This window comes from Bradyrhizobium sp. SZCCT0148, assembly GCF_018129985.1.
GTDB lineage: Bacteria > Pseudomonadota > Alphaproteobacteria > Rhizobiales > Xanthobacteraceae > Bradyrhizobium > Bradyrhizobium japonicum_H.
In genome coordinates, this window is record NZ_JAFCKT010000001.1 from 89,167 (window position 1) to 115,095 (window position 25,929).

Genomic DNA, 25,929 nt, shown 5'->3' on the forward strand with positions numbered 1-25,929 from the left:
ACCCGTGTCGCGCCCTACGCCGACCGCAGCGAGCCCAGGAAGCCGTCGACCTCGGCCTTGAGGCATTCAGATTGTGATGACAGCCCGGCGGCAGCCTGATGCATCTTCGAGGCAGCCATGCCTGCCTGCTCGGAAGCCTTGCTGACGCCGACGATGTTTTGGTTCACCTCGCGCGTGCCGGTGGCGGCTTGCTGCAGGCTGCCCGCGATCTCGCGCGTGGCCAGGCCCTGCTGGTCGACCGCGGACGAGATCTGTCCGGAGATCTGATCGATCTCCGCGATCGTCGCACCGATCGCCTGGATCGCGTTGACGGCGTCGTTGGTTGCGCTCTGGATGCTTTGGACTTGCGCCGAGATCTCCTCGGTGGCTTTCGCGGTCTGGTTCGCCAACGCCTTCACTTCGCTCGCGACCACCGCAAAGCCCCTGCCATGCTCGCCGGCGCGTGCGGCTTCGATGGTGGCATTCAACGCCAGCAGATTGGTCTGGCTCGCGATGGTCTGGATCAACGTGACGACTTCGCCAATCTTCTGCGTGCCGGTGGCGAGTCCCTCGACCACCTCGTTGGTGCGGCGGGCTTCGCTCGCGGCCTTGGCCGCGATCTGGGCAGACCGGGAAACCTGTTGGGTGATGCTACTGACCGACGCTGTGAGTTCTTCCGTGGCGGCAGCAACCGTCTCGACATTGCTGGAGGCCTGGTTCGATGCCGAGGCCGCGGCGGCGGTCTGGCGCGCGGTATCCGCGCTGTTGCTGCTCATCGCCGACGACAATTGCTGCACTTCGCCGGCGGCGACCGCCACCGCCTGCACGATGCCGCCGATGCTGCGCTCGAAGTTGCTGGCGAGCCGCTGCTTGGCCGCCTCACGTTCGTCCTTGGCGCGCTGTTCGATGTCTTGGCGTTCGCTGTGGGCCCGCGCCTCCGCGGCCATCGCGGCCTGAGCCTCGGCCGTCTTGACGGCGGTCGTCTCGAATAGCTCCTGGAGCTTGAGGGCAAGCGCGATCAGCACGCCTGCTTCGATCAGCAGGATCACGGCATGCAGTACCACGCGACCGAAATCTGAGCCGCCGGGATAGATCGCCGCCGGCAGCAGGAAGTTCAAGGCGATATGATGCAGCGCGACCGCAACCGTCGCTGCGACGATCGGCCGGTAGTCGCAATAGGCGACGATGCAGGCCAGCGCCGCGAAGAAGTACATGTGCATGTCGATCTGCCAGGGATGTCCTTCGAACTGGTAGGTGAACATCGACACACCGCTCATCAGCGCGACCGCGAACACCAGGCGCGTCGAAAGGCTGTCACCCGACAGGCGCCAGGACAGGGTTGCGGCGAGGGCGAAGACCGTCATGAAAATGGCGGGGAGCAGCCACGCCTTGCCGAGCGCAAGCCCGATGATCAGGCTAATCGGCACGTGCAGCCAGAGCACCGCGACGAGGATTTTGCTGGTGATCTGACGCAGCGATTCCAGTTCATCGTTCTTGACAATCATTTCGTCATCCCCGGAGCTATTCTGCCAAAGCATGCTGAAACCGCTTGCGCGTCCATCACGAACCAGGCGCCGGCATCGTGCAGGCGGGTCAGTCCGTCATGGTCATCCGGGCGGACGATGAGAAGGGTGGGAAGAGCAGTTCCCCCGACGATCGCCGCCCGGGCCGATCCCGCAGCCTGAAACACCTGCTGCGCGCTCCACCAAGGCGGAAATACCACTGCGACGATTGTCGTCCCCGGACGAACCTGTAAGGTGAGGATTGCAAGCGAGATCCACCCCGCGATCAGCAACGCTGTCGCATTCGCCCAGGCAGGCCACCGCCGGGACGGAATCGCCGTTTTCCCCTCCATTACCGGAAGCTATTGAGTTGAGGCTAACCGCGGGTAAATATCCGGTTAGGGCCGGTACGGAAGACTACGGTCTTTTCCGCGGATCACCGCGCTTTGAGTCGATCGAATGTCTGGCTTCCGCAGCTTCGCGCACGCGCCCCGCGTCTCCCAGGTGTTGTCCGGCATCGCGAAGCATTCGCGAGCGCTATTGGGATTGAATTGAAGGACTGCGTGACCCCGACTGGACCAAAACCAAGCGGCTGGTCGCCGGTCCGTTCTGCGTTACCCTGCCGATGTTTCAGCCTTCAGGCCGCCACCACCGCCGGGATCGGCAGCGTGGTCACGGACTTGATCTTCTCCATCGCGAAGCGCGAGGTGACGTTCTTCAGCGGCACTGCGCTGATCAGCTTCTTGTAGAACACGTCATAGGCCTGCATGTCGGCGACCACGACGCGCAGCATGTAGTCGACATCGCCGGCCATGCGGTAGAACTCCATCACCTCGGGCATCGCGCTGACAGCTTCTGCGAATTTCTTCAGCCACGCGTCGGAATGATCGGAGCTTTCAACGGATACGAACACCGAGATGCCGAGCCCGATCTTGTTCTGGTCGACCAGGGCCACCCGCTTGATGATCACGCCGTCGGCCTCCAGCCGCTGGATGCGCTTCCAGCAGGGGGTCGAGGACAGGCCGACGCGGTCGCCGATCTCGGCGACGGACAGGGAGGCATCCTCCTGGAGTACCATCAGGATCTTGCGGTCGATGGCGTCGAGGCGGCGGCTGGACTCGGGGATCTGGGTGGCGGCGTCGGTCATTTGAAGAATTCTGTTCCATTTAATAGGCTGATTTCTCTGATATAGAGAAAATCCTTCCCCGACAAGCCCGTAATCCCGCACGTTCCTGGAGCCGTTCTGGGGCCTTCCACGCAAAAACTCTTCAACTTCAATGCGTTGGGGTGCAGCCAGGCCGCCGCCATGGCGGGTGCATTTTAGTGCCGCGGCGGCCGCGGCGAATCGCAACGCCCGCCGCACGTTGCCGCCCTCAGCGAGGCCAAGCGAGAAGGCGCCATGAAAGACGTCGCCGGCGCCGAGCGTATCCACCGTCTGGACGGGGAAGGCCGCGGCCTCCTCCCACTCGCCTGCATCGTTCAGCCAGATCGTGCCGAGCGGACCGCGGGTGGCGGCAAGGAAGGCGGGCGTCAGCCCGGCCAGGCGTCGCAACGCCCTGCCGTCGTCGGCGACGCCGGCGGTCTCCTGCATCTGTTCGCTCGCGAACAGCAGATGCGAGGCGGCGGTCAGCAGGCCATCCTGCAACGACATCGCGCGATCGACGCCGACGATGACGGCAATACCGCGTCGCTGAGCCTCGGCGCAGAGGTCGCTGCAGAACGCACCGCAGCGGGTTTCGACGAGCACGGCGCGACAATCGGCCAGCAATTCGTCGGCCTTGGGCAGCTGCACGCGCCACAGTCCGGGATCGCGATAGATCGTCAGCGTCCGTTCGCCGGACGGCTCGATCATGATCGCAGAGACGGGCGTGGTCACATCAGGCATGCGCACGATGTGGCTGGTGTCGATGCCCTCCTGTGCCATCTGCGCGAGGATGAAGCCGCTCGATGTCTCCCGCGCATCGCCCATCGGGCCGGCGAACGAGACGCGGCCGCCGAGCCGCGCAATGGCAATCGCGGCATTGAGCGCGTTGCCGCCGCAGATCTCGGCGAAATGGCTCGCGTTCGCCTTGCTGCCACGTGCCGGCACCGCCTCGACCCGAAAGGTGAGATCGCGCACGGGAATGCCGATGCAGAGGATGCGCGGCGCGGTCCCGGATGCAGCCATCGGCGGTCAGCTCTTGTCGTGCACCCAGCGGCCGAGCAAATGATGGGCGATGGCGAAGGGATGTGGGCCTGCGAGCCCATCCGGATGCGTCCGCGCCAGCATCAGCGCGGCCTCTTCGCGCGTGAACCAGCGCGCGTCCTCCAGCTCCGAGTGATCGACGACGATGTCCTCGCTCACCGCCCGCGCGCTGCAGCCGATCATGAGAGACGACGGATAGGGCCAAGGCTGGGTCATGTAATACTGCACATCGGTGCAGCGGATGCCGGATTCTTCGAGGATCTCGCGACGGACCGCGTCCTCGATGGTCTCGGCGGCTTCGACGAAGCCGGCAAGGCACGAGTACATGCCTGCGGGAAACTGCTTCTGGCGGCCGAGCAGGCACTTGTCGCCGGAGGCGACGTGCATGATCACGACTGGATCGGTGCGCGGAAAATGCTCGGCCTTGCAGGAAGGACACTCGCGCTTCCAGCCGCCTTCCTTCATCGCGCTGCGCGTGCCGCAATTGGCGCAATAGCCATGGCGCTGGTGCCAGCCGACCATCGACTTCGCCATCGCGATCGCCGACAGCTCTCCGGGCGGGATCGCGCCCTGCATCGCCATGCCGCGCAGCTCGGTGACGGTATAGTCGTCGCGGCCCACAAGCTTCTCGGCGGCGGCCTGCGACAGGCCCATCCCGAACATCGCGGCGCCGTCGCGTAACCCCAGGAAGATCGTACCCGGATTGGCGCCGCACTTCAGCGCCTCGTCGATCGACAGCAGCGCACGAATCTTGTCGCCGTCGCGCTTCACCAGCAGCGAGTCGCGATAAACGACATAGGCGCGCGAGGTCGGCTTCTGCTCCATCGCGAACAGCTTCTCGTCGTCGCGGCGCAGATGCGCGGCGCGATCGAGGATGTTGGTGACGAAGGCCGGCTGTCCCAGCGGAAAGGCGTCGAATGCTGACATTATTTTCTCAACCCAACCAGATCTTGCGGCGAAGTGCGCTGATGAAATTCTGAACCTCTGCGGCGTCGTGCGCCAAGGGCGGCATCACGCCCCAGACCGGCCGCGGCCAGGCCGCGTCGCCGGTGCGGCGCGCGATGATGTGGACGTGAAGCTGCGGCACGAGGTTGCCGAGTGCCGCGACATTGAGCTTGTCGCACTTGGTGATTTCCTTCAGCGCGCGCGAGACGCGGGAGATCTCCGTCATCAGCTGCGCCTGCTGCACCTCGTCGAGATCGATGATCTCGATCGCGTCAGCGCGCCGCGGCACCAGCAGCAGCCAAGGATAATGCGCGTCCTTGATGACCAGCACCTTCGACAGCGGAAGATCGCCGATATCGATGGTGTCCTCTTTCAGGCGGGAGTGCAGCGACCAGGCGGGTTCAGGCATATGCGTTTCCGGATGGCCCGGTGGGTTCGGGCCTTATTGGCCGGACCATACGATACCGATTCCCTGAGGGGAAGGATCGGGGCCGCGGGGGCGGCATGCTCAGCTGTCGTCCGGGGGCGCGCAAAGCGCAAGCCCCGGGGTTTATTACCACAGGGAGAAGTCATTGCCCGAGCTGGCAACTCGGAGTCTTCGCCAAACTCAATCCTGTGGCTATGGATCCCCGGGCTTGCGCTGCGCGCGCCCCGGGATGACGGGAGCCTATACCTCCGCCAGCACCCGCGCATTGGCGCGGACCGAAGCTTCGCTGACGCGAATACCGAGGCCGGGTCCATCGGGCACCACGACATGGCCGCTGCGGTTGGCGACGCGGTCCTCCAGCACGTCCTCGGTCAGCACGTGGTGCGGCATGTAGAATTCGCAGCCGAGCGAGATGCCCGGCGTCGCCGCGATCAGCTGCGTGCCGGCGGCAAGGCCAATGCCGCCTTCCCACAGCGTGCCGCCATAGCCGGGCAGGCCGGCGATGTCGGCGATGGCCATGATCGCCTGCGCCTCGAACAGGCTGCCGACCTTCATCAGCTTGATCGAGACGGCGTCGGCGGCCTCGCGGCGCACAAGCTCCATCATGTCGCGGCGGTCGAAGCAGCTTTCGTCGGCGAGCACCGGGGTTTCCAGCGCCGCGGTGAGCTGCGCCATCACGTCGAGATATTTGCGCGGCACCGGTTGCTCGATGAAGGTCGGCGCGAACTGCTCGACGTCGCGCAGGATCTTGATGGCACCGAACGGTGCGAGTGCCTGGTTGTAATCGACGCGCAGATCGACCTTGTCGCCGAACTCCTTCCGGATGGCTTCGAGATGCTCGAGGTCCTCGCGATGCGACTTCACGCCGGTCTTGACCTTGTAGATGACGTTGCCGTCGGGAACCATTTTCCGCATGCGCTCGAGATCGGCGGCGAAATCCGGATCGGCGATCGAGAAGGAGAGCGGAATCGTGTCGCGCACGCGGCCGCCGAGCAGGTCGGCGACCGACAGGCCCGACGATTTGCCGACGATATCGAGCAGCGCCATTTCGATGGCGACTTTAGCTTCGGCATGTCCGACCAGCGCGCGGTCGAGCTCGGCCATCAGCGCGCGGATGCGGCGCACCGGCTTGCCGAGCACGATGGGCCTCAAGTAGATATCGAGCGCGGAGAAAGCGGCTTCCGGCGTTCCCGTAAAGACCTCCCACGGTGCCGCTTCGCCCCAGCCGACCGCGCCGTCGCTCGCGGTGAGCTCGATCAGCACGCGTTTTACCGTGCCCTTGACGTTTCCGACGCCCTGCAGGCGCGCCATCTTGATCGGGCTCTCGATCAGGAACAGCCTGAGACGTTCGACGGTCGCTTCGGTCATGTCAGGCCTCCATTGACGTGCCAGACCTGGCCGGTGACGTAAGACGCCTTCGGGGATGCCAGGAAGGCGATGATCTCGGCGACTTCCTCCGGCCGTCCGCGGCGGCGCATCGGGATCAGCGCTTCGGTCGCGGCGATCTGCTCCGGCGACAGCCGGCTTTCGCTCGGCTTGTCCTTGACGATGAGGCCGGGCGCCACTGCGTTGACGGTGATGCCGTCGCCGGCGAGCTCGACTGCGGTCAGCCGCACCAACGCTTCCAGCGCGGCGCGGCTCGCAGCCGTTGCCGCAAACGGCGCGAATTCCGGGCGGATCGCGTGCGCGACGAAGGAGGACACGGCGACAATCCGCGCGTCTTGCCCTGCGCGCAGCTCCGGAAGCGCGGCAGCGACCATTCGCGTGAAGGCCAGCGCGGACTCGTCCATCGCCTGCCGGAACTGGTCCGCCGGCGTGCCGATCGCGCTGCCGCGCCGGGCATGGCCGCCGACCAGGATCAATCCGTCGAGCCGGCCGAAGGCGGCTTGCGCGGCGGCGACGGCGTCGGTGGCCGCGCTCTCCGCGGCGAGATCGCCAAGGCAGCTTGCCGCCACAGCGCCTTTCGCTTCGGCATCCGCTGCGGTGGCTCGAAGACCTTCTGCGTTGGCGCGCGTATGGAGCAGCAGCCCGACGCCCGGCGCCGCCAGCACTTTGGCGGTGGCGCGGCCGATGCCGCTGGCGGCCCCGGTGACGAGATAGACGCGATTGATTTCGGACATCACGATGCCGTTGTGGCCGGCGGCAGCGCGCCGGTGCGGTGGAAATGGCTGAGGAAGGCGCGTGTGGCGGCTTCCCTCGGGGTGTCGATCACCTGCCGCGCGGGGCCTTCCTCGACCACGAGGCCGTCGCGCATGAAGATGAGGCGGTCGGCGACCTCGCGGGCGAACGCGATCTCGTGGGTCACGATCACCATGGTCATGCCCTCGGACGCGAGTTGCTGGATGACGGCGAGCACCTCGCCGACGAGTTCAGGGTCGAGCGCCGAGGTGGCCTCGTCGAACAGCATCACGTCGGGCTCCATCGCGAGCGCGCGTGCGATTGCGACGCGCTGCTTCTGGCCGCCGGACAGCGTCGCCGGATATTGATCCGCTTTCTCCACGAGCCCGACTTTTGCAAGTTGGGCCCGTGCGAGCTTTTCGGCGTCGGCTTTGGCCATGCGCCGCACCGTGACCGGGCCCTCCATCACGTTCTGGAGCGTGGTCATATGCGGGAACAGGTTGAAGTGCTGGAACACCATGCCGGTGCCGGCGCGAAATTTTGCCAGCGTCTTGACATCGGGGAGTTTCGCACCGTCGCCGAACGCAAAGCGCGTGTCGCCGACGCGGACGCTGCCGCCGTCGGGCACCACCAGCAGATTGATGCAGCGGAGCAGCGTCGACTTGCCTGACCCCGACGGGCCGATCAGCGCCACGACGCCGCCCTTGGCAACGTCGAGATTGATGTTCTTTAGAACCTCGTTGCTGCCGAAGCTCTTGCGCAGGCTGCGGATCTCGATTTTCGACGTCTCGCTCATTCGCCGACCGCCAGTCGCTTCTCGCCGCGCCGGACCAGGATGGTGAGCGGGATCAGGATCGCCGCATAGGCGACCGCGACCGCGGTGTAGGTTTCCAGCGGCCGGTAGCTGTCATGGGCGGCGACCTGGCTTTGATAGACCAGATCGGGCACCGCCAGCACCGAGACCAGCGAGGTGTTCTTGAACTGGATGATTGACTGGTTCATCAGCGCCGGGATCATGCGCTTGATCGCCTGCGGCAGCACGATGCGCCGCATGCTCTGGCCGGGCGTCATGCCGAGCGCGCCGCCGGCTTCCGCCTGGCCCTTGTCGATCGAGATGATGCCGCCGCGGATGATCTCGGAATAGAACGAGCCGCCATAGAGCGAGAGCGCCAGCGCCGAGGCCGTGATCGGCGTCATCTCGACGCCGGCGAGGATCGGCAGCGCGTAATAGAACCAGATCAGCTGCACCAGGATCGGCGTGCAGCGAAACGCTTCGATGAAGGTGAGCGCGAGAAGGCGCAACGCTTTGAAGCGCGAGAGCGTACCGAACGCCCCGAGCAGCCCGAACAGCAGCCCGCACACCACGATGACCACGGTGAAGCCGACGGTGACGCCGAGCCCGTTGAGGAAGAGCCAGCGATAGCTCCAGAGGATACCGAAGTCCCACTGATACATGCGTGCGTTACTCGTACCCGGTCTCAGAAAGCCGCCGTCATGCCCGGGCTTGTCCCGGGCATCCACGTTCCAGGTGCCGCGGGTCAGACGTGGATGGCCGGGACAAGCCCGGCCATGACGATGCAGATACCTTACAGCGAAACGCCCGGCGGAATGTCCGCCTCCGTCACGCCCACCAGCTCCATGTTGGTGATGATCGCGTTGCGGATGAAGCCGAGGCCCTTGTTGAAGTCGATCCAGGTGTTGACGTAGTCGCGCCAGGTCTTGTCGGTCTCGCGGCGGAAGCCGGCATTCGAGGTCGTCGCGAAGATCGGCGTCGGCAGCACGAGCTGGCCGAGAGAGGGGTTCTTTTTCAGCACGGTCAGCGACAGCATGGTGATCAGGCACTGCGCGTCGACGCGGCCGGTCTGAAGCGCGGCGGTGGCGTCGTCCGCGGTCTTGAGCCGCGTGATCTGCGCCTTCGGCGTCAGGCGGCTGACGACCTGGTCGTGCGAGGAGCCCTGGTCGACCGCGATCTTGATGTCGGGCGAGTTCAGCTCGGCCCAGCTCTTCGGCTTGAAGTCCTTCTTGCAGAGGATGCCGAAGGCATTGTTGAAGACGGGGACCGAGAAATCGACCACCAGCGCGCGCTTCGGGGTCGGGTTGAGGCCGAAGAAGATGTCGATCTTGTTGGCCTGCAGGTCGAGCACCGAATTGCCCCAGGTGGTCTCGGTGATCTCGAGCTCGGCCTCCATGTCGTCGGCGAGCGCCTTGGCAATGTCGACGTAGAAGCCCTTCCACTGGCCGCTGGACAGATCCTTCATGTAATAGGGCGCGCCGCCGCCGACCGCGCCGATCCGCATCTTCTTGGTCCGGCGGATGCGGGCGAAGGTCGATTCGTTCTGATCGGCGGTCTGGGCCACGGCCGGCGAAGCCAGCGCGGCCGCGGTCATGGCGCCAAGCCCGACAATCGATGCAACATCACGACGTGTAACCATTGGGATCAATCGCTTTTCTGGTTGGGACAGGTTCCGGCAGGTTCATACCAAGGTCGCACTTTCAGTGAAAGCACAGCCTATCGGCTGGGCAGATCGGGAATTGCCTGGATGCTGGGCAGGCGCCGTCGATCACGGGCGATAGCCGCTTGCTTTCCGCCCCTTTTGGCCCCAAATAAGGACCGGGAGATTGGCGGTGGACGAGCCACTCGCCAACCGGGTCAGGTCCGGAAGGAAGCAGCCCTAACGAGGTCGGATCGGGTCGCTCGTCAGTCTCCTACTTGTTTTTTCGAGCGAACCAGCGCCGGCGGCACAGCCGCCAGCGCGCTCCTTTCCGCAAAGCCGGCCAAGAGACATTTCATTGCGGATCGACCGATGACCGACGCTGGCGCCCCTTCCAATCCCGATAGCGCCGGCCCGGCCGGCAACGCGCCTTACCGGGTGCTGGCGCGCAAATACCGTCCCTCAAGTTTCGACGATCTGATCGGGCAGGAGGCGGTGGTCCGCACCGTCTCCAATGCGTTCGAGACCGGGCGGATTCCGCAAGCCTGGATCCTCACCGGCGTCCGCGGCGTCGGCAAGACCACCACCGCGCGCATCCTGGCCCGTGCACTCAACTACGAGATGCCGGATGGCTCGGTGAAGGGCCCGACCATCCATATGCCGACGCTCGGCGTGCATTGCCAGGCGATCATGGAAAGCCGGCACATGGACGTGCTGGAGATGGATGCGGCCTCGCATACCGGCGTCGACGACGTCCGCCAGATCAATGATAGCGTGCGCTACGCGCCGGCCAGCGCCCGTTACAAGGTCTACATCATCGACGAAGTCCACATGCTGTCGACGGCGGCGTTCAACGCCTTCCTGAAGACGCTTGAGGAGCCGCCGGAGCACGCCAAATTCGTGTTCGCGACGACCGAGATCCGCAAGGTTCCGGTCACCGTGCTGTCGCGCTGCCAGCGTTTCGACCTGCGCCGGGTCGAGGCCGACGTGCTGATGAAGCATCTCGCCAATATCGCGGCGAAGGAAAGCGTCGAAATCGAGCCGGAAGCGCTCGGCATCATCGCGCGCGCCGCCGAAGGCTCGGTGCGTGATTCGCTGTCGCTGCTCGACCAGGCCATTGCCCATGCGGCCGGCACCGTGAAGGCCGACGCCGTCAGGCAGATGCTGGGCCTCGCCGATCGGACCCGCGTCATCGACCTGTTCGATTCGCTGGCGCGCGGCGACATCGCCGCCGCCTTCAACGAGTTCCGCGACCAGTACGATGTCGGCGCCGATCCGATCGTCGTGCTCTCGGACCTCGCCGAATTCGTGAATTTCGTCACCCGTGTGAAGATCGTTCCGGCGACGGCCGACAACGTCGCCTATGGCGAGACCGAGCGCGTGCGCGCGAAGGAATTCGCCTCGAAGATCTCGATGCGCGTGCTGTCGCGGATGTGGCAGATGCTGCTCAAGGGCATCACCGAAGTGCAGGCGGCGACGCGGCCTGCCGCGGCCGCCGAGATGGTGCTGGTGCGCATCGCCTATGTCGCCGATCTGCCGACGCCGGACGAAGCGATCAGGATGCTGGAGCAGAACGGCGGCGGTTCGCCGGTCGCGAACGGCGGCGGTGCCGGGCGCAGCAGCGCGTCGTCCGCGCCGGTTGCATCCGCACCGGCCATGTCCGCAGCGCCGGTTCGCATGCCGACATCATCGCCATCAGCGTTTGGCGGTGGCGCCCGGCCGCAGATGGTGGCGCCAGCGCCGGATCCGCAAGGTGCCGCGCCGCAGCTGCGCGTCACGAGCTTCACCCAGCTCGTCGCGCTGGCCGGGCAGAAGCGCGACATCATGACCAAGAGCGCACTCGAAGGCGACATGCGCCTCGTGCGTTTCGAGGAGGGCCGGCTGGAGGTCGCGCTCGAACCCAACGCCTCCAAGACCATGATCTCCGAGCTTGCGAGGAAGTTCGAGCAGTGGACCGGCCGGCGCTGGACCATCGTCGTGTCCAACGAGCAGGGCCAGCCGACGCTGCGCGCGGTGAACCAGGCCGCCAAGCAGGAGCATGCGCGGACCGCCGAGGCCGATCCGCGCGTGCGGGAGGTGCTGTCGCGTTTCCCCGGCGCCAAGGTTGTCGAGGTTCGCAGGCTTGCTCCGGAGACGCCGGAGGCCAATATAAACGCGGACTATGGCAGCGACGATCCGCCGGACGGTTCCGACGGCGACGATCTCTGAGCCCAACTTCTTTCCAAGGACACGCGACCTATGGCTGATTTTCTCGGCATGATGAAGCAGGCAGCGCAGCTGCAATCCAAGATGCAGGAGATGCAGGAATCTCTGGCCAATGTGGAAGTCGAGGGCATCTCCGGCGGCGGCCTCGTCGCCGTGCGCATGACCGCCAAGATGGACGTCAAGGGCATCGAGATCGATCCCTCGCTGATGAAGGCGGAAGAGCGCGAAGTTTTGGAAGATCTGCTCGTCACCGCGCTCGGTGACGCGCGCCGCAAGGCCGAGGCTGCGATGCAGGAAAAGATGCAGTCGCTGACCGGCGGGCTCGGCCTGCCGCCGGGGTTGTTCGGCCAGTAATATGGGCGCGGTTGCAGGTCCCGAAATCGAGCGGCTGGTGCAGCTTCTCGCGCGGCTGCCGGGCCTCGGTCCGCGCTCGGCGCGGCGTGCGGCGCTGCATCTGATCAAGAAGCGCGAAGCGCTGATGATGCCGCTGGCTTCGGCCATGCAGGTCGCGCTGGACAAGGTCCAGGTCTGCAAGACCTGCGGCAACATCGATACGCAAAATCCCTGCACCGTCTGCACCGATCCGAAGCGCGATGACGCCATCATCGTCGTCGTCGCCGATGTCGCCGATCTCTGGGCGCTGGAGCGCGCCAATGCGACCCAGGGGCGCTATCACGTGCTGGGCGCGACATTGTCGCCGCTCGACGGCGTCGGCCCGCAGGATCTGACCATCGACGCACTGGTCGCGCGCGCGCATGATTCGCGGGTGCACGAGATCATCCTGGCGCTGAATGCGACGGTCGACGGCCAGACCACGGCGCATTACATCACCGACCTCCTGCAGGACGCCAATGTGAAGGTGACGCGGCTCGCCCACGGAGTTCCCGTCGGCGGCGAGCTTGATTATCTCGATGAAGGTACGCTATCGGCTGCGATGCGGCAGCGCACCCTGTTCTAGCGCGTTTTCGAGCGAAGCGGATACCGGTTCGCGTGAAGGAAACGCGTCAAAACAACAATCTCCATCCAGACTTTACGGAACGGACGACATGACGAAACGATTCGCCGCTCGATTGGCTTTGGTCGCGACGATGCTGCTGGTGGTGACGCCGGCCATCTCGGCGCAGCCGGACAACGAGGCGCTGCCGGCGCCAAAGCCCGGCAAGCCGATCAACACCGGCGAGGTGCTGTCGGGTGAGCTGACGGCATTGAAAGTGCGCGACGTCAAGAACGCCGGCAAACGGATCGCGACCTACCAGATCACCTCCGAGCCGCGCCGGCTGCCGGCGCCGAACGGACTGTGCAATCTCGAGACGGGACCGGAGACCTTCCAGCTCGTCACCTCCAGCGACGCGCAGGCTGCGCAGCTGAAATCGTTCGTCGGCAAGGCGATCTCGGTCAAGGTCGACGAAGTCGCCTGCGCCAGCGATCCCGGCCAGATGAGCGAAGCCGTGATCACGAAGTGGAGCATCATCAAGAAGCAGTAGGGGGCGGGGCCTCTCCGACCCGGTGTCATCGCCCGCGAAGGCGGGCGATCCAGCACGCCGCAGCTTCTCGGTCTATCGCAGCTGTCTCGGAACTACTGGATGCCTCGCCTTCGCCGAGCGTGACGGCGCATCGTCACACCCGCACCGGCCCCAACGCCTCGAAATGCCCGCGCCGCTGCAGCCAGGTCAGCAGCACCAGGCTCGGGATCGCCACCAGCACGCAGATCACGAAGAACATCGGCCAGCCGGTCGCGCTTGCGACATAACCCGCACTCGACGACAGATAGGTCCGCCCCACCGCTGCGAGCGCGGTAAGCAAGGCATATTGCGTTGCCGTGTGCAGCGGGTTCTGGCAGAGCGCCGAGAGGTAGGCCACGAAGATCACGGTGCCGATGGCGCTGGTGAAATTCTCGGCGCAGATCGCGAGCGCCAGCGCCCATTGATTGGTGCCCACCATTGCGAGCCAGGCAAAGGACAAATTGGCCACCGCCTGCACCACGCCGCCGATCCAGAGCGACATTGCCAGCGGATAACGTCGCGCGACGAAGCCACCGGCAAATCCGCCTATCAGGGTCGCGGCGAGGCCGACGCCCTTCACGATGGCCGCATAATCGTTGCGGGTGAAGCCGAGGTCGATCACGAACGGCGCCGTCATCGTGCCCGAGAACGCATCGGTGAACTTGAACAGCACGACGAAGGCGAGCGCGGCGAGTGCGTCCTTGCGCGACAGGAATTCGGAGAACGCGCCGATTGCCGCGGTCAACACCCGCGCAAGCGCGGTCTCGGCTTGTGTCGCAGCTTCCGCCTGTGCGGATTGCGGCGGCTCGGTCGCGGCCAACGCGGTGACCGTGCCGATCAGTACCATCGCGGCCATCACCACATAGCCCCACATCCACGCCGACGTGCGGGGAATGCCGGTGTCTTCGAAGCCGGAGACGATGAACAGCGCGCCCGCTGTCGAGACCAGCATGCCGATACGGTAGGCCGCGACGTAAGCGGCCATGCCGGCCGCCTGTTCGCTTTCCGGAAGGCTTTCGACACGGAAGGCATCGACCACGATGTCCTGCGTCGACGACGTCGCCGCCACCAGCAGCGCGCCGAGCGCGACATAGAACGGCGAGCGCGCGGGGTCGGTCATCGCCAGCAGCAGGATCGCGACGATCAGCAGGGATTGCGAGAACAACAGCCAGCCACGCCGGCGCCCGAACGCACGGGTGAACAGCGGCACATGCAGCGCATCCACCAGCGGCGCCCACAGGAACTTCAGCGTGTAGGGCGTGCCGACCAGCGCGAACAGCCCGATGGTCTTGAGATCGACCCCCGCCTCGCGCATCCACACCAGCAGCGTCGATCCCGACAGCGCCAGCGGCAGGCCAGAGGAGAAGCCGAGGAACAGCACGATCAGCACCCGCGGCTGCAGGTAAACGGCAAGACTGTCGCGCCAGGAGGTCGCAGGAGGGGAGGCAACGGCAGGGGAGGTCGCGTCGGGTGCGGTCATGGGGCGGTGTTAGCAGATTCTGGCCCTGATGCCTCTGTCGCAAAACCCGTCATGCCAGGGCTTGTCCGGGCATCCATGTTCTTGATGTCGGTGAAAAGGCCGTGGATGGCCGGGACAAGCCAGCCATGACGACTCAGCCTCACTCCCCCGCCCGGAGCTTCCTCGGGAACAGCTCCGGCGCACCCGTTGCCACCAGATGCGGTCCTTCCGGGGCCTCGGTCTTGCTGAAATCGAGCTCCTCGATCCGGCCGGCGCGCTTCTCGATCTTGTCGGCGGAGATCAGGATCTGGCGGACGTCCTCGTTCGCATCGGAAAAATGCTTCTGCAACTTGACCACGCGGTCGCGCAGGCGTCCCAGATCGTCGCCGAGCTTGATGACTTCAGTCTGGATCTGGTCGGCGGCGTCGCGCATGCGCGCGTCCTTCATGATCTGCTGCATCACCTGGATCGCGAGCATCAGCAGCGAGGGCGACACCAGCACCACGCGGGCGCGATAGGCCTTCTGGATCACGTCGTCGAAGCCGTCATGGATCTCGGCGTAGACCGATTCCGACGGCACGAACATCAGCGCCATCTCCTGGGTCTCGCCGGTGATGAGGTATTTTTCGGCGATGTCGCTGACATGCTTCATCACGTCGCCGCGCAGCCGCTGCGTGGCAATGCGCTTCTCCTCGTCGGTGCGGGCGTCGTGCAGCGCCGTCATTGCTTCCAGCGGGAACTTGGCGTCGATGCAGAGCGGGCGCTGGTCCGGCAGGAACACGACGCAGTCGGGCCGCTTGCCGGTCGAGAGCGTGAACTGGAATTCGTAGGCGCCCTTTGGAAGACCGTCCTGGACGATCGCCTCCATCCGCGCCTGGCCGAAGGCGCCGCGCGACTGCTTGTTGGCGAGCACGTCGCGCAGGGTCGTCACCTGGGTGGTGAGGTCGGTGAGGTTCTTGTGGGCGCTGTCGATGATGCCGAGCCGCTCGTGCAGCGCGCGCAGGCTTTCCATGGTGTTGCGGGTCGAATGCTCCATCGACTGGCCGACGCGGTGGGTGACCGAGTCCAGCCGCTCGTTGACCGCCCGCGCCATCTCGGCCTGGCGTCCCGCCAGCGCCTGGGTCATGGCGTCGACCCGTCCTGAGGATTCGCTCTGGGCGCGCAAGACCTCGCTCAGGCGCTCCTCGAGCTCGTCGGCGCGGATCGCGTGCGCCATCGCGAGTTCCGCGCCGCGCCGGCCCGACCGGGCGATCACCACGGCAATCGCCACCAGGAGGATAAGGACGAGGACGCCGAAGCCGATCAGCACATCGATCGTGCGCACCGGCCAGTCGCCGAGCATGAAAATGGTCTCGTTCATGCCGACCGTTCTAGCCGATTCGCCGGCATCCGCGAACGAATAGCGAACGCTTATGGTTAACTGCACCCTAATTTTTACGGTTAACGAAACCTGAAAATTTATGGTTAGCGAAGGGTTAACGGGGTTCCGGGCCGCATTGACCGCACTCGGCGCGGGGCTTAAATCGCGGCCATGGCCCTCAGAGAAATCATCATCCTGCCCGACAGGCAGCTGCGTCAGGTCTCCAAGCCGATCGAAAAGGTCACGACCGAGATCCGCAAGCTTGCCGACGACATGTTCGAGACCATGTACGACGCGCCCGGGATTGGGCTCGCCGCGATCCAGATCGCGCAGCCGTTGCGGCTGATCACCATGGACCTCGCCAAGCGCGACGAGAACGGCGAGACCAATCCGCTGCCGCGCGTCTTCATCAACCCCGAGATCATCAGCTCCTCCGAGGAGTTGTCGGTCTACGAGGAAGGCTGCCTCTCGATCCCTGAATATTACGAGGAGGTCGAGCGCCCGGCGAAGGTGCGCGTGCGCTTCACCGACCTCGACGGCAAGGTGCACGAGGAAGACGCCGAAGGTCTCTACGCCACCTGCATCCAGCACGAGATCGACCATCTCAACGGTGTGCTGTTCGTCGACTATCTGTCGAAGCTCAAGCGCGACCGCGTCATCAAGAAGTTCGAGAAAGCTGCCAAGCGCGCGGAGTAGCCACATCCTCCGCCGTCATACCCGGCCTTGTGCCGGGCATCCACGTTCGTCGCCGCCGCGCGCAGGAAGGGCATGGATGGCTGGGACAAGCCCAGCCTTGACGGATAACTGGCTCCCATCTGAGGATTGTCTCGCCACATGCCCCTTCGCCTCATCTTCATGGGCACGCCCGATTTCTCCGTGCCGACGCTGCTCGAGCTGGTCGCGCATGGCCATGAGATCGTCGCCGTCTACACCCGCGCCCCGAAGCCGGGCGGGCGGCGCGGCCTGCAGTTGCAGCCGACGCCGGTCGAGGAGGCCGCGCGAAAGCTCGGCATTCCCGTGCTGACGCCGAAGACGCTGAAAACCCAGGAAGCGCTCGACGAGTTCAGCGCGTTCGATGCTGATGCCGCCGTCGTCGTCGCCTACGGCATGATCCTGCCGCAGGCGATCCTCGATGCGCCAAGACTCGGCTGCTACAATCTGCACGCCTCGCTGCTGCCGCGCTGGCGCGGCGCCGCCCCCATCAACCGCGCGATCATGGCTGGCGATGCCGAGAGCGGCGTGATGGTGATGAAGATGGATGTCGGCCTCGACACCGGCGACGTCGCGATGGCCGAGCGCCTCGCGATCACGGACACCATGACGGCGGCCGACCTGCACGATCGGCTCTCCCGCCTTGGCGCCGACCTGATGGTGCGCGCGATGGCTGCGCTCGACCGCGGCGGGCTCCAGCTCAAAAAGCAGAGCGAGGACGGCGTGACGTACGCCGCAAAGATCGACAAGACCGAGGCGCGGATCGACTGGGGCAAGCCGGCGCGCGCCGTGCTGCGCCACATCCACGGCCTGTCGCCGTTCCCCGGTGCATGGGCCGAGCTTGCCGAGGTCAGCGACAACGCGCGCGTCAAAATCCTGCGGTGTGAACTGGCGAAGGGCTCGGGCACGCCGGGTGAGGTGCTCGACGACAAGCTCACCATCGCCTGCGGCGAGGACGCCATCCGCATCATCGAACTCCAGCGCGAGGGTAAAGGCCGGATGCAGGCCGCGGACTTCCTGCGCGGCATGCCGTTGAAGGCCGGCGCCAAATTCACCTGACGCTGTCATACCCCGCGACGGCGGGGTATCCAGTACCCAGACACGTCTTGGCTGAACAGAGATGCCTCGGAGGACTGGATCGCCGGTCAGGCCCTGGCGATGACACCACCGGGATTGAGATGCCCCGCTACAAGCTCACCATCGAATATGACGGCGCGCCGTTCTTCGGCTGGCAGGTGCAGGACACGCTGCCGTCGGTACAGGGCGCGCTGGAGGCGGCCGTGAAGGCGATGACCGGCGCGGAGTTGCGCGTGCACGGCGCCGGCCGCACCGATGCCGGCGTGCACGCGCGGGGCCAGGTCGCGCATGTCGATATCGACAAGCCGTTTCCACCGGGCCGGTTTCGCGACGGGCTCAATGCGCATCTGCGCCCGCATCCGATCGCGGTGCTGGAAGCCGAGGTCGTGCCTGACAGTTTCGAGGCGCGCTTCTCAGCGGTGAAGCGCCACTATCGCTATCGCGTCATCAACACCCGCGCCAATCTCGCGCTCGACATCGGCCACGCCTGGCGCGTGCCGCGCAAGCTCGATGCCGATGCGATGCATGCAGCGGCACAACGCCTGCTCGGCAAGCACGATTTCACCACGTTCCGTGACACCGAGTGCCAGGCGAAGTCGCCGGAGAAGACGCTCGATCAGCTCGACGTCGAGCGCGATGGCCGTGAGATCGTCATCGTCACCTCGGCGCGGTCCTTCCTGCACAGCCAGGTCCGCTCGATGGTGGGCTCCCTGGTCTGGGTCGGTGAAGGCCGCTGGACCGCCGACGATCTCTCCGCAGCGCTGGCCGCACGCAACCGCGCAGCGTGCGGCATCGTCGCCCCGCCGGACGGGCTGTATCTGATGAAGGTGGATTATTAGCGCCTGATGCCGCTACGTCCGTCATGGCCGGGCTTGTTCCGGCCATCCACGATCTTTCTTGCTGCGACTGAAGTACGTGGATGCCCTGGAGAAGCCCGGGCACGACGACGGGATCCCTGGCAACGACAGCGCTTACCCAAAATACCTAGTCAGTATCCCCCGATACACCTTCGTCAGTTTCTCCAGATCGGCCACCGGCACGCGCTCGTCGACCTGGTGCATGGTCTGGCCGACCAGCCCAAACTCGATCACCGGGCAATAGCTCGAGATGAACCGCGCGTCCGACGTGCCGCCTGATGTCGACAGCTCCGGCTTGCGCCCCGTCACCTCCTCGATCGCGGACACCGCGAGATCGGTGAATGGGCCGGGCTTGGTGACGAACACGTTGGAGTTCGAGGGCTCCCAGACGATGCGGGCCTTGATGCGATTGCCGCAGGCCTTTGTCAGCCGCGTCTCGACCAATTCGCGCAGGCTCGCCTGGGTGTGGTTGTCGTTGTAGCGAATGTTGAACCTGGCACGGGCCTCGCCGGGGATGACGTTGAAAGCCTTGTTGCCGACGTCGACCGAGACGAATTCGAGATTGGAGGCCTGGAATTGCGCGCTGCCATGGTCGAGCGGTTCGTCGGAAATCGCCACGATCAATCGCGAAATGTCAGGCACCGGATTGGAGGCGCGATGCGGATAGGCGACGTGGCCCTGCACGCCGTCCACGTACAGCGTGCCGGATTGCGAGCCGCGGCGGCCGACCTTGATGGTGTCGCCGAGCGTCTCGACATTGGAGGGTTCGCCCAGCACGCAATGGTCGAATGTCTCGCCGCGCTCGGCGGCCCATTTCAACAGCTTGATGGTGCCGTTGATCGAGACGTCTTCCTCGTCGCCGGTGATCAGGAACGAGATCGAGCCCTTGCCGTCGCTGCGCGGCTGGCCGCCGTTGGCGGCGAGATGCTCCAGGACCGCTGCGACCGAACAGGCGATGCCGCCCTTCATGTCGACCGCGCCGCGGCCATGCAGGACACCGTCCTTGACCTCTCCGGAGAACGCACCGACGCTCCAGGCGCTCTCGTCACCGGGCGGTACCACGTCGGTATGGCCGGCGAAGGTGATGTGCGGACCCTCGCTGCCGATCCGCGCATAGAGATTGTCGACGTCGGCAGTGCCGGGTTCGCTGAAGGTCACGCGGTGGCAGGTGAAGCCTGCGGCGCCGAGGGCTTTTTCAAGGACCCCGAGCGCGCCGGCATCTTCAGGAGTTACCGAGGGGCAGCGGATCAGATCGCGGGCAATGGAGAGAGCATCGGTCATGAGCCCCGCTTAACATGCATGCCGCCGGGTGGGCTAGCGCTGGGCGGGACAATTTCGAGCTCGCGGCTCTGGTCCCAACTTTTTGCAGAGGGAGCGACGGATGCGGAGCCGTCGTCGACGTCGGCGAGCGGATCGGGGCCGAAGCGGTTGTGGCCCGCGGTGCCGGGTACGATGAACAGCTCGATGAATCCCCACAGCCACAGGGTCGAGGCGGTGAGGCTGAGCGACTGGGCCCAATGGGAGTCAGGCAGCAGATCCGAGAACTGACTGAACAGGCCGGGTGCGAGGAAGAATGGAATGATCCACCGGCCGCTCTTGTCGCGGTCGTGCAGCCGCTTGGTGGCCGTTGCCAGGAAAATCCATGCAAACAGCGACAGGCCTGACGCCTTCAGGATCAGGTCCGTGCGGCCGAGGGATGCCAGCGAGCGATAAAGCCTGGGATCGAACAGCTTGAAAAGGTCGTCCAGGCCGAAGTCGAAATCAACTTTGATGGATAGCTTCAACAATCCGTCCCCGCTGAGGAGGTGGATCACCTGACTGATCAATCCGAGCAAGCCAGCCAGCACCGCGACGATCAGCAACGCCTGCCATTGCAAGGCGCGGTTGATACGGCCGTCGAAGCGGAAGAGGTACGAGGTCCAGTCCATGCGAGCGGTTCCGGGCGGGAGCGGCCGCCCGAAGATTGGTCGCAATGGCGGGAGAGGCGGTTCGACGAGGCTGTCCGGCGCCGCCGGTCACCTCGTCCCGCAAGGAACGGGGAGAGGCTGAGAGCTCAATCCCGCAGCAGCTCGTTGATGCTGGTCTTCGAGCGCGTGCGCTCGTCGACGCGCTTGACGATCACGGCGCAGGCGGTGCTCGGGCCGATCTGGCCGTTCTTCATCAGCCTGCCGGGCAGCGCTCCGGGTACCACCACCGAATATTCAGGCACTTCGCCGATGAAGATCTCGCCGGTGTCGCGGTCGACGATCTTGGTGGAGGCGCCCAGGAACACGCCCATCGCCAGCACCGCCCCCTTGCGCACGATCACGCCTTCGGCGACTTCCGAGCGGGCGCCGATGAAGCAGTCGTCCTCGATGATCACGGGCTCGGCCTGCAGCGGCTCGAGCACACCGCCGATGCCGGCGCCGCCGGAGATGTGCACGCGCTTGCCGATCTGCGCGCAGGAGCCGACTGTGGCCCAGGTGTCCACCATGGTGCTCTCATCGACATAGGCGCCGAGATTGACGAAGGACGGCATCAGCACGACGTTCTTGGCGATGAAGGCCGAGCGGCGCACGATGGCGCCCGGCACGGCGCGAAAACCGGCATCGCGAAAACGGTTCTCGCCCCAGCCTTCGAACTTCGAGGGCACCTTGTCCCACCAGTTAGCCTGGCCGGGGCCGCCGTTGATGACGCCCATGTCGTTGAGGCGGAACGACAGCAGCACGGCCTTCTTCAGCCATTGATTGACCTTCCACTTGCCGTCGGCGCCGCGCTCGGCAACGCGGGCCTCACCCTTGTCCAGGGTCTCCAGCGCCTGATCCACGGCCTCGCGCACTTCGCCCTTGGTCGCGGTCGAGATGCCGTCGCGCGCGTCGAAGGCGCTGTTGATGGTGGATTCGAGGGCTGCAAGGGACATCGGGATTTCCTCTGGAGAAGGCGGGTCTTGTCGCGGATTGGGGGCTTTTTCGGGATTTGACGGGGGAGAGTCAAGCTTGCTTCGCTGTCATCACCCGCGAAGCGGGTAATCCAGGACGCCGCAGCGGTCGTGATGAATCGAGACAGCAATGATTACTGGATACCCCGCTTTCGCGGGGTATGACGGCTACTTGGGAGACAACCCAGCCAAAAATCCCGTCAGATCATCCGTGACGTGATCGACATGGGCGGCGCCCCGGCCTTCCAGCTCCCAGTCTTCCCGCACCACCTCCTTCGTTCCATCCGGCACCACCAGCACCGTGGTCATGCCGAGCTGGTGCGGGACGGCGAGGTTGCGGGCGAGGTCCTCGAACATGGCGGCGCGTGTCGGATCGACCGCGTGGTCGGCGAGAAACTTTTGATACGTCTGCGCCGCCGGCTTCGGCTCGAATTCGGCGGCAATGATGTCGAACACGCCGTCGAAATGCGTTGCCAGGCCGAGCCGCGCCAGCACCGCATCGACATGGTCCACCGAGCCGTTGGTCAGGATCAGCTTGCGCCCCGACAATCTTGCGATGGCCTCGCCAAGCGCCGGGTTCGGCTCCAGCGGGGAATGGTCGATCTTGTGGACGTAGGCGAGATAGTCGTCGGCGGATACGCCATGCAAGGTCATCATGCCGCGCATGGTGGTGCCGAAGCGCAGGTAATAATCCTTCTGGAGTTTTCGCGCCTCCGCCGGCGTCACCTGCAGCCAGCTCGACACGAACTCGGTGATCCGCACATCGACCTGCTGCCACAGATTGACGTGATGCGGATACAGCGTGTTGTCGAGGTCGAACACCCAGGTGTCGACATGGGCAAAGGTGCGGGGCTGGCTCATTGCAAATCTTCCTTCACGGCACCGCGAAGCGCAGCGTCTTGCCGCCGCTCGACATGTCCACAGCGCCAAAGCCGGTCGCCGCGAATCCGCGCGCGCCGCAATCGGTCTGCTCGGTGGTCTCGAACTTGGTCTCGCGCGTGCAGAGCTGCCTGTCGCCGCCCCAGTTCAACGGCCGGTCCTTCAGCTTGACGACGCGGTTGTCGGCGTCGACGGCCTCCGCGAAGCTGAAGATCTGCTTCGGCTGGCCGGTGACATCAGGGTGCAGGCACGTCTTGGGATCGATGCGATACCAGCCGCGGCTGGTCACGGTCTTGCCGTCGTCGGTCGCGATCGCCGCCATCACCTTGTGCACCGTGTCGTTGCACCAGGTCAGGCCGGTCGCGGACGGCGTCTGCACCGCATCGATCATGGTCTTGAAGAAATTCGGCGAGCCCACGATGTCCGCGGACAATCCGCGGCTCTTCAGGAACGCGGCCAGGGCAGCTTGCGTCTTCGGCCCGTCGACGCCGTCGATCGGCGCGGCATCGTAGCCCGCGATCACCAGGAGCCGCTGGATGCCGGCGAGGCGGGCCTGCTCGTCGTCATATTCGGAATCCTCGGCGAGATAGGCAATCAGGTTGCCGTCGGCGGCTTGTGCCGGCGTCACTTGCGTGAAGGCCGCCTGGCTCTGGCCGGTGCGGCATTGCCGGGCCGCGGCGATGACGAAATTGTCCTGCGCCACGCACAGCATGTCGCTGCCGTTCTGCGGAATCGGGGAGGCGCCATAGACGCCGAGCGCACGGGCGTTGAGCAGGATGCGGTCGGCGGTCAGCGTGCCCTGCACCACCACGCGGCACGTGGCGGGATCGACCCTGAACCAGCCCCGCGTCGCGGTCGCCGCCTTGTCGTCGATGCCGATCGCGGCTTCGACGACATAGGACATCCGGTTGCAGATCTTCAGATCGGCGAAGGCCGGCACCGAGGAGAAGACGAAGGAGACGGCCGCGGCCGGCAGCGTCATCAGGAAGCGGGTGAGGGGCGAGCGACCGTGCTGCCGGACTCTCCGCTCGTCATGGCCCGGCTTGTCCCGGGCATCCACCTTCTTGGTGCCGGTCAAAAGCTCGTGGATGGCCGGGACATCTGTGCGAAGGCGCGCTTCGCGCTTTTGCCCGGCCATGACGGCTTTCGTTGGCCAGCTCTTCATCACTTGTGGATCAGCGTTCCCGTGCCGGTGTTGGTGAACAGCTCGAGCAGCACGGCATGCTGCATCTTTCCGTCGATGATGACGACGCCCTCGACGCCCTGCTCCAGCGCATAGATGCAGGTCTCGACCTTCGGGATCATGCCGCCGGAAATGGTGCCGTCGGCAATCAGCTTGCGCGCGTCCTTCACCGAGAGCTGCGGGATCAGCTTCTTCGACTTGTCGAGCACGCCGGGCACGTCGGTGAGCAGCAGCAGCCGCTTGGCCTTCAGCGCGCCGGCAACCGCACCGGCAAATGTGTCGGCGTTGACGTTCAGCGTCTGGCCCTCCTTCGAGGTCGCGAGCGGCGCCAGCACCGGGATCAGCTCGTAGCCGATCAGCTGGTTGAGCAGCGTGAGGTCGACCTTCTCGGGGTCGCCGACGAAGCCGAGATCGATCGCCTTCTCGATGTTCGAGCCGGGATCGATGATGGTGCGCGTCGTCTTCGACGCCTTCACCATGTTGGCGTCCTTGCCTGACAGACCCACGGCCTTGCCGCCGGCCTCGTTGATGTAGCCGACAATCTGCTTGTTGACGGAACCGGCAAGCACCATCTCGACGATCTCGATGGTCGCGGCATCGGTGATGCGCAGGCCTGCCGCGAACTCCGATTGAATGCCGAGGCGCTTGAGCATGGTCGCAATCTGCGGCCCGCCGCCATGCACCACGACAGGATTGATCGCGGTCTGCTCCAAGAGCACGATGTCGCGGGCAAAATTCTTCGCGGTCTCCTCGTCGCCCATGGCATGGCCGCCATATTTGATGACGATGGTTTCCTCGTCATACTGCTGCATGTGCGGCAGCGCTTCGGACAGGATGCGGGCCTGGTCGAGCGGGGAGATGTCGGTCATGTCGCGGATCTCGCTGGCGGGACTGGAGCGGCCTGCGTTCTATCCGATTGGCGGGGGCAGCGCAAAGCGATGTTCTTCCCCTCTCCCCTTGCGCGAGACGGGTGAGGGGTCTCTGTCCGCGAGCACACCTGCGGTTGGAGACCCCTCATCCGGCGCTTCGCGCCACCTTCTCCCGCAAGGGGAGAGGGGAGAAGAGCGTCACTTCCTCGCCGCCGCCGCCGCCACACTCACCGCCAGCCAGCCCGCAATCATCACCATTCCACCTGTCGGCGCCGCCATCGGAAACAGCGAGTGCCCGGCATATTGCCGCAAGGTGAGGTCGCCCGCGAACAGCGCGGCGCCGATCACGAAGCCGAACGCGCCGATCAGGCCAATTCCGCCGTGCAGAAGGCCGCGCGCGAGCAGCGACGTGACGCCAAGTATGGCAGTTGCGTGAAACAGCAGCATCGCGCTGGCGGAGGCCAGCCGGCTCGCATCTGCACCGTGAGCGGCGGCGGCGGCCAGCGCGACGCCGGCGGCGCCCATCAAGCCGGCAAGCCCGATCAGCAGGCGCTGTGCCATCATTACGAGGCCCGCTCTTCCAGCAGTTTCGCCATCGCTGCGCGCAGGCTCTCCATGCCGGTCGAGCTGCGCGACGAGGTCGCGAGCACGTTCGGGAACGCAGCCGGATGCTTGGCGAGCGCGGCCTCGGTCTCGGCGATGCGCGATTGCAGATCGGAGGCCTTTACCTGGTCGGCCTTGGTCAGCACGACCTGGTAGCTGACTGCGGAGCGGTCGAGCGTCTTGAGCACCTCGAGGTCGACGTCCTTGAGCCCATGGCGCGCGTCGATCAGCACGTAGACGCGCGCGAGCGAGGCGCGCCCCAGCAGGAATTTGTGGATCAGCTCGGTCCAGGACGCGACCTGGCTCTTCGGCGCCTTCGCGTAGCCATAGCCGGGCATGTCGACGAGCCGCAAATCGGTCTTGCCGGGGACCTCGAAGAAGATCAGCTCCTGGGTGCGGCCCGGCGTATGCGAGGTGCGCGCCAGCGCATTGCGCCCCGTCAGCGCGTTGATCAGGCTCGACTTGCCGACATTGGAGCGCCCGGCAAAGGCGACCTCCAGCCCCGCCATCGGCGGCAGCGTCTCGATCGAAGGCGAGGCCCAGATGAACTGCCAGTCGCGCGCGAACAGCTTGCGCCCGGCCTCGATCAGCTTGTCGTCTGACTTGTCTGTCATCTGAAAGTCTATCCTCGCGTCATGGCCGGGCTTGTCCCGGCCATCCACGTCTTCACGGAGCTAGCTTTCAAAACGTGGATGCCCGGGACAAGCCCGGGCATGACG

Annotated in this window: 26 protein-coding genes, 1 other RNA gene and 1 pseudogene; 8 read left to right on the plus strand and 20 right to left on the minus strand. The window is 65.3% G+C overall.

Annotated features, from left to right (window positions below; all coding sequences use genetic code 11):
• Positions 1–14: 14 nt before the first annotated feature.
• The 10 genes and pseudogenes from JQ580_RS00415 to JQ580_RS00460 form a co-directional block, all read right to left on the minus strand.
• Entirely contained in the window at positions 15–1,484 is a 1,470-nt protein-coding gene (locus JQ580_RS00415) for a methyl-accepting chemotaxis protein (RefSeq protein ID WP_212277794.1), read from the minus strand.
• Between the two features lie 634 nt (positions 1,485–2,118).
• Positions 2,119–2,628 carry an Lrp/AsnC family transcriptional regulator gene (locus tag JQ580_RS00420; RefSeq protein ID WP_212279164.1) on the minus strand — a complete coding sequence of 170 codons (510 nt, stop codon included), beginning with the start codon at positions 2,626–2,628 and terminating at the stop codon, positions 2,119–2,121.
• Between the two features lie 99 nt (positions 2,629–2,727).
• Positions 2,728–3,648: pseudogene (locus JQ580_RS00425) on the minus strand (PfkB family carbohydrate kinase); the annotation flags it as partial.
• Between the two features lie 6 nt (positions 3,649–3,654).
• Complete coding sequence (gene nudC / locus JQ580_RS00430) at positions 3,655–4,593, minus strand: NAD(+) diphosphatase (protein WP_212277796.1); 939 nt, start codon at positions 4,591–4,593, stop codon at positions 3,655–3,657.
• Positions 4,594–4,600: 7 nt separating this feature from the next.
• Positions 4,601–5,020: an HIT domain-containing protein gene (locus JQ580_RS00435; RefSeq protein ID WP_212277798.1), complete on the minus strand. Its 420-nt coding sequence runs from the start codon at positions 5,018–5,020 to the stop codon at positions 4,601–4,603.
• A gap of 258 nt (positions 5,021–5,278) precedes the next feature.
• Positions 5,279–6,406 (minus strand): muconate cycloisomerase family protein, encoded by a 1,128-nt coding sequence (locus tag JQ580_RS00440; RefSeq protein ID WP_212277800.1) that lies wholly within the window; start codon positions 6,404–6,406, stop codon positions 5,279–5,281.
• Positions 6,403–7,158 carry an SDR family NAD(P)-dependent oxidoreductase gene (locus JQ580_RS00445; RefSeq protein ID WP_212277801.1) on the minus strand — a complete coding sequence of 252 codons (756 nt, stop codon included), beginning with the start codon at positions 7,156–7,158 and terminating at the stop codon, positions 6,403–6,405. Before JQ580_RS00445 ends, JQ580_RS00440 begins: the two co-directional genes overlap by 4 nt.
• Positions 7,158–7,952: an amino acid ABC transporter ATP-binding protein gene (locus tag JQ580_RS00450; protein WP_212277803.1), complete on the minus strand. Its 795-nt coding sequence runs from the start codon at positions 7,950–7,952 to the stop codon at positions 7,158–7,160. Before JQ580_RS00450 ends, JQ580_RS00445 begins: the two co-directional genes overlap by 1 nt.
• A complete protein-coding gene (locus JQ580_RS00455) occupies positions 7,949–8,611 on the minus strand; it encodes an amino acid ABC transporter permease (protein ID WP_212277805.1) in 663 nt (220 codons plus the stop codon). The genes JQ580_RS00450 and JQ580_RS00455 overlap by 4 nt, the downstream gene beginning before the upstream one ends.
• A gap of 131 nt (positions 8,612–8,742) precedes the next feature.
• The gene (locus JQ580_RS00460; RefSeq protein WP_106947731.1) at positions 8,743–9,588 is read right to left on the minus strand and encodes a transporter substrate-binding domain-containing protein; all 846 of its coding nucleotides are present in this window, start codon (positions 9,586–9,588) and stop codon (positions 8,743–8,745) included.
• A gap of 182 nt (positions 9,589–9,770) precedes the next feature.
• On the opposite strand from JQ580_RS00460, the gene ffs reads away from it, so the two are divergent.
• From ffs to JQ580_RS00485, 5 genes are all read left to right on the plus strand, one after another.
• Positions 9,771–9,866, plus strand: an RNA gene (gene ffs / locus JQ580_RS00465) — signal recognition particle sRNA small type.
• 94 nt (positions 9,867–9,960) lie between these two features.
• Complete coding sequence (locus JQ580_RS00470) at positions 9,961–11,796, plus strand: DNA polymerase III subunit gamma/tau (RefSeq protein ID WP_212277807.1); 1,836 nt, start codon at positions 9,961–9,963, stop codon at positions 11,794–11,796.
• 30 nt (positions 11,797–11,826) lie between these two features.
• Complete coding sequence (locus JQ580_RS00475) at positions 11,827–12,147, plus strand: YbaB/EbfC family nucleoid-associated protein (protein WP_212277808.1); 321 nt, start codon at positions 11,827–11,829, stop codon at positions 12,145–12,147.
• Position 12,148: 1 nt separating this feature from the next.
• A complete protein-coding gene (gene recR, locus JQ580_RS00480) occupies positions 12,149–12,751 on the plus strand; it encodes a recombination mediator RecR (protein WP_018320788.1) in 603 nt (200 codons plus the stop codon).
• Positions 12,752–12,839: 88 nt separating this feature from the next.
• On the plus strand, positions 12,840–13,277 hold the full coding sequence (locus tag JQ580_RS00485) for a hypothetical protein (RefSeq protein ID WP_212277809.1): 438 nt from the start codon (positions 12,840–12,842) through the stop codon (positions 13,275–13,277).
• Positions 13,278–13,410: 133 nt separating this feature from the next.
• On the opposite strand, the gene JQ580_RS00490 is transcribed toward JQ580_RS00485, so the two are convergent.
• Entirely contained in the window at positions 13,411–14,775 is a 1,365-nt protein-coding gene (locus tag JQ580_RS00490) for an AmpG family muropeptide MFS transporter (RefSeq protein WP_212277810.1), read from the minus strand.
• A gap of 139 nt (positions 14,776–14,914) precedes the next feature.
• Positions 14,915–16,114, minus strand: a complete 1,200-nt coding sequence (locus JQ580_RS00495; RefSeq protein WP_212277811.1) for a DNA recombination protein RmuC — start codon at positions 16,112–16,114, stop codon at positions 14,915–14,917.
• 171 nt (positions 16,115–16,285) lie between these two features.
• Here JQ580_RS00495 and def point away from each other — a divergent pair, with 171 nt between their 5' ends.
• From def to truA, 3 genes are all read left to right on the plus strand, one after another.
• Complete coding sequence (gene def / locus JQ580_RS00500) at positions 16,286–16,810, plus strand: peptide deformylase (protein WP_212277812.1); 525 nt, start codon at positions 16,286–16,288, stop codon at positions 16,808–16,810.
• A 138-nt stretch (positions 16,811–16,948) separates the two neighbouring features.
• Positions 16,949–17,884, plus strand: coding sequence for a methionyl-tRNA formyltransferase (gene fmt, locus JQ580_RS00505; protein WP_212277813.1), 936 nt, complete (start codon positions 16,949–16,951; stop codon positions 17,882–17,884).
• Between the two features lie 119 nt (positions 17,885–18,003).
• On the plus strand, positions 18,004–18,741 hold the full coding sequence (gene truA, locus JQ580_RS00510) for a tRNA pseudouridine(38-40) synthase TruA (protein ID WP_212277814.1): 738 nt from the start codon (positions 18,004–18,006) through the stop codon (positions 18,739–18,741).
• Between the two features lie 132 nt (positions 18,742–18,873).
• Here truA and dapE read toward each other — a convergent pair whose 3' ends face one another.
• From dapE to yihA, 8 genes are all read right to left on the minus strand, one after another.
• A complete protein-coding gene (gene dapE, locus JQ580_RS00515) occupies positions 18,874–20,040 on the minus strand; it encodes a succinyl-diaminopimelate desuccinylase (protein WP_212277815.1) in 1,167 nt (388 codons plus the stop codon).
• Complete coding sequence (locus JQ580_RS00520) at positions 20,037–20,687, minus strand: DUF805 domain-containing protein (protein ID WP_212277816.1); 651 nt, start codon at positions 20,685–20,687, stop codon at positions 20,037–20,039. Before JQ580_RS00520 ends, dapE begins: the two co-directional genes overlap by 4 nt.
• A 125-nt stretch (positions 20,688–20,812) precedes the next feature.
• Entirely contained in the window at positions 20,813–21,658 is an 846-nt protein-coding gene (dapD, locus tag JQ580_RS00525; RefSeq protein ID WP_212277817.1) for a 2,3,4,5-tetrahydropyridine-2,6-dicarboxylate N-succinyltransferase, read from the minus strand.
• A gap of 186 nt (positions 21,659–21,844) precedes the next feature.
• Entirely contained in the window at positions 21,845–22,537 is a 693-nt protein-coding gene (locus tag JQ580_RS00530) for a pyrimidine 5'-nucleotidase (RefSeq protein WP_212277818.1), read from the minus strand.
• A 13-nt stretch (positions 22,538–22,550) separates the two neighbouring features.
• Complete coding sequence (locus JQ580_RS00535; protein ID WP_212279165.1) at positions 22,551–23,537, minus strand: DUF1036 domain-containing protein; 987 nt, start codon at positions 23,535–23,537, stop codon at positions 22,551–22,553.
• Positions 23,538–23,719: 182 nt separating this feature from the next.
• Positions 23,720–24,607: an acetylglutamate kinase gene (argB, locus tag JQ580_RS00540; RefSeq protein ID WP_094976433.1), complete on the minus strand. Its 888-nt coding sequence runs from the start codon at positions 24,605–24,607 to the stop codon at positions 23,720–23,722.
• A 198-nt stretch (positions 24,608–24,805) separates the two neighbouring features.
• Entirely contained in the window at positions 24,806–25,171 is a 366-nt protein-coding gene (locus JQ580_RS00545) for a DUF423 domain-containing protein (protein WP_212277819.1), read from the minus strand.
• The gene (gene yihA / locus JQ580_RS00550; RefSeq protein WP_212277820.1) at positions 25,171–25,824 is read right to left on the minus strand and encodes a ribosome biogenesis GTP-binding protein YihA/YsxC; all 654 of its coding nucleotides are present in this window, start codon (positions 25,822–25,824) and stop codon (positions 25,171–25,173) included. The genes JQ580_RS00545 and yihA overlap by 1 nt, the downstream gene beginning before the upstream one ends.
• Between the last annotated feature and the right edge of the window lie 105 nt (positions 25,825–25,929).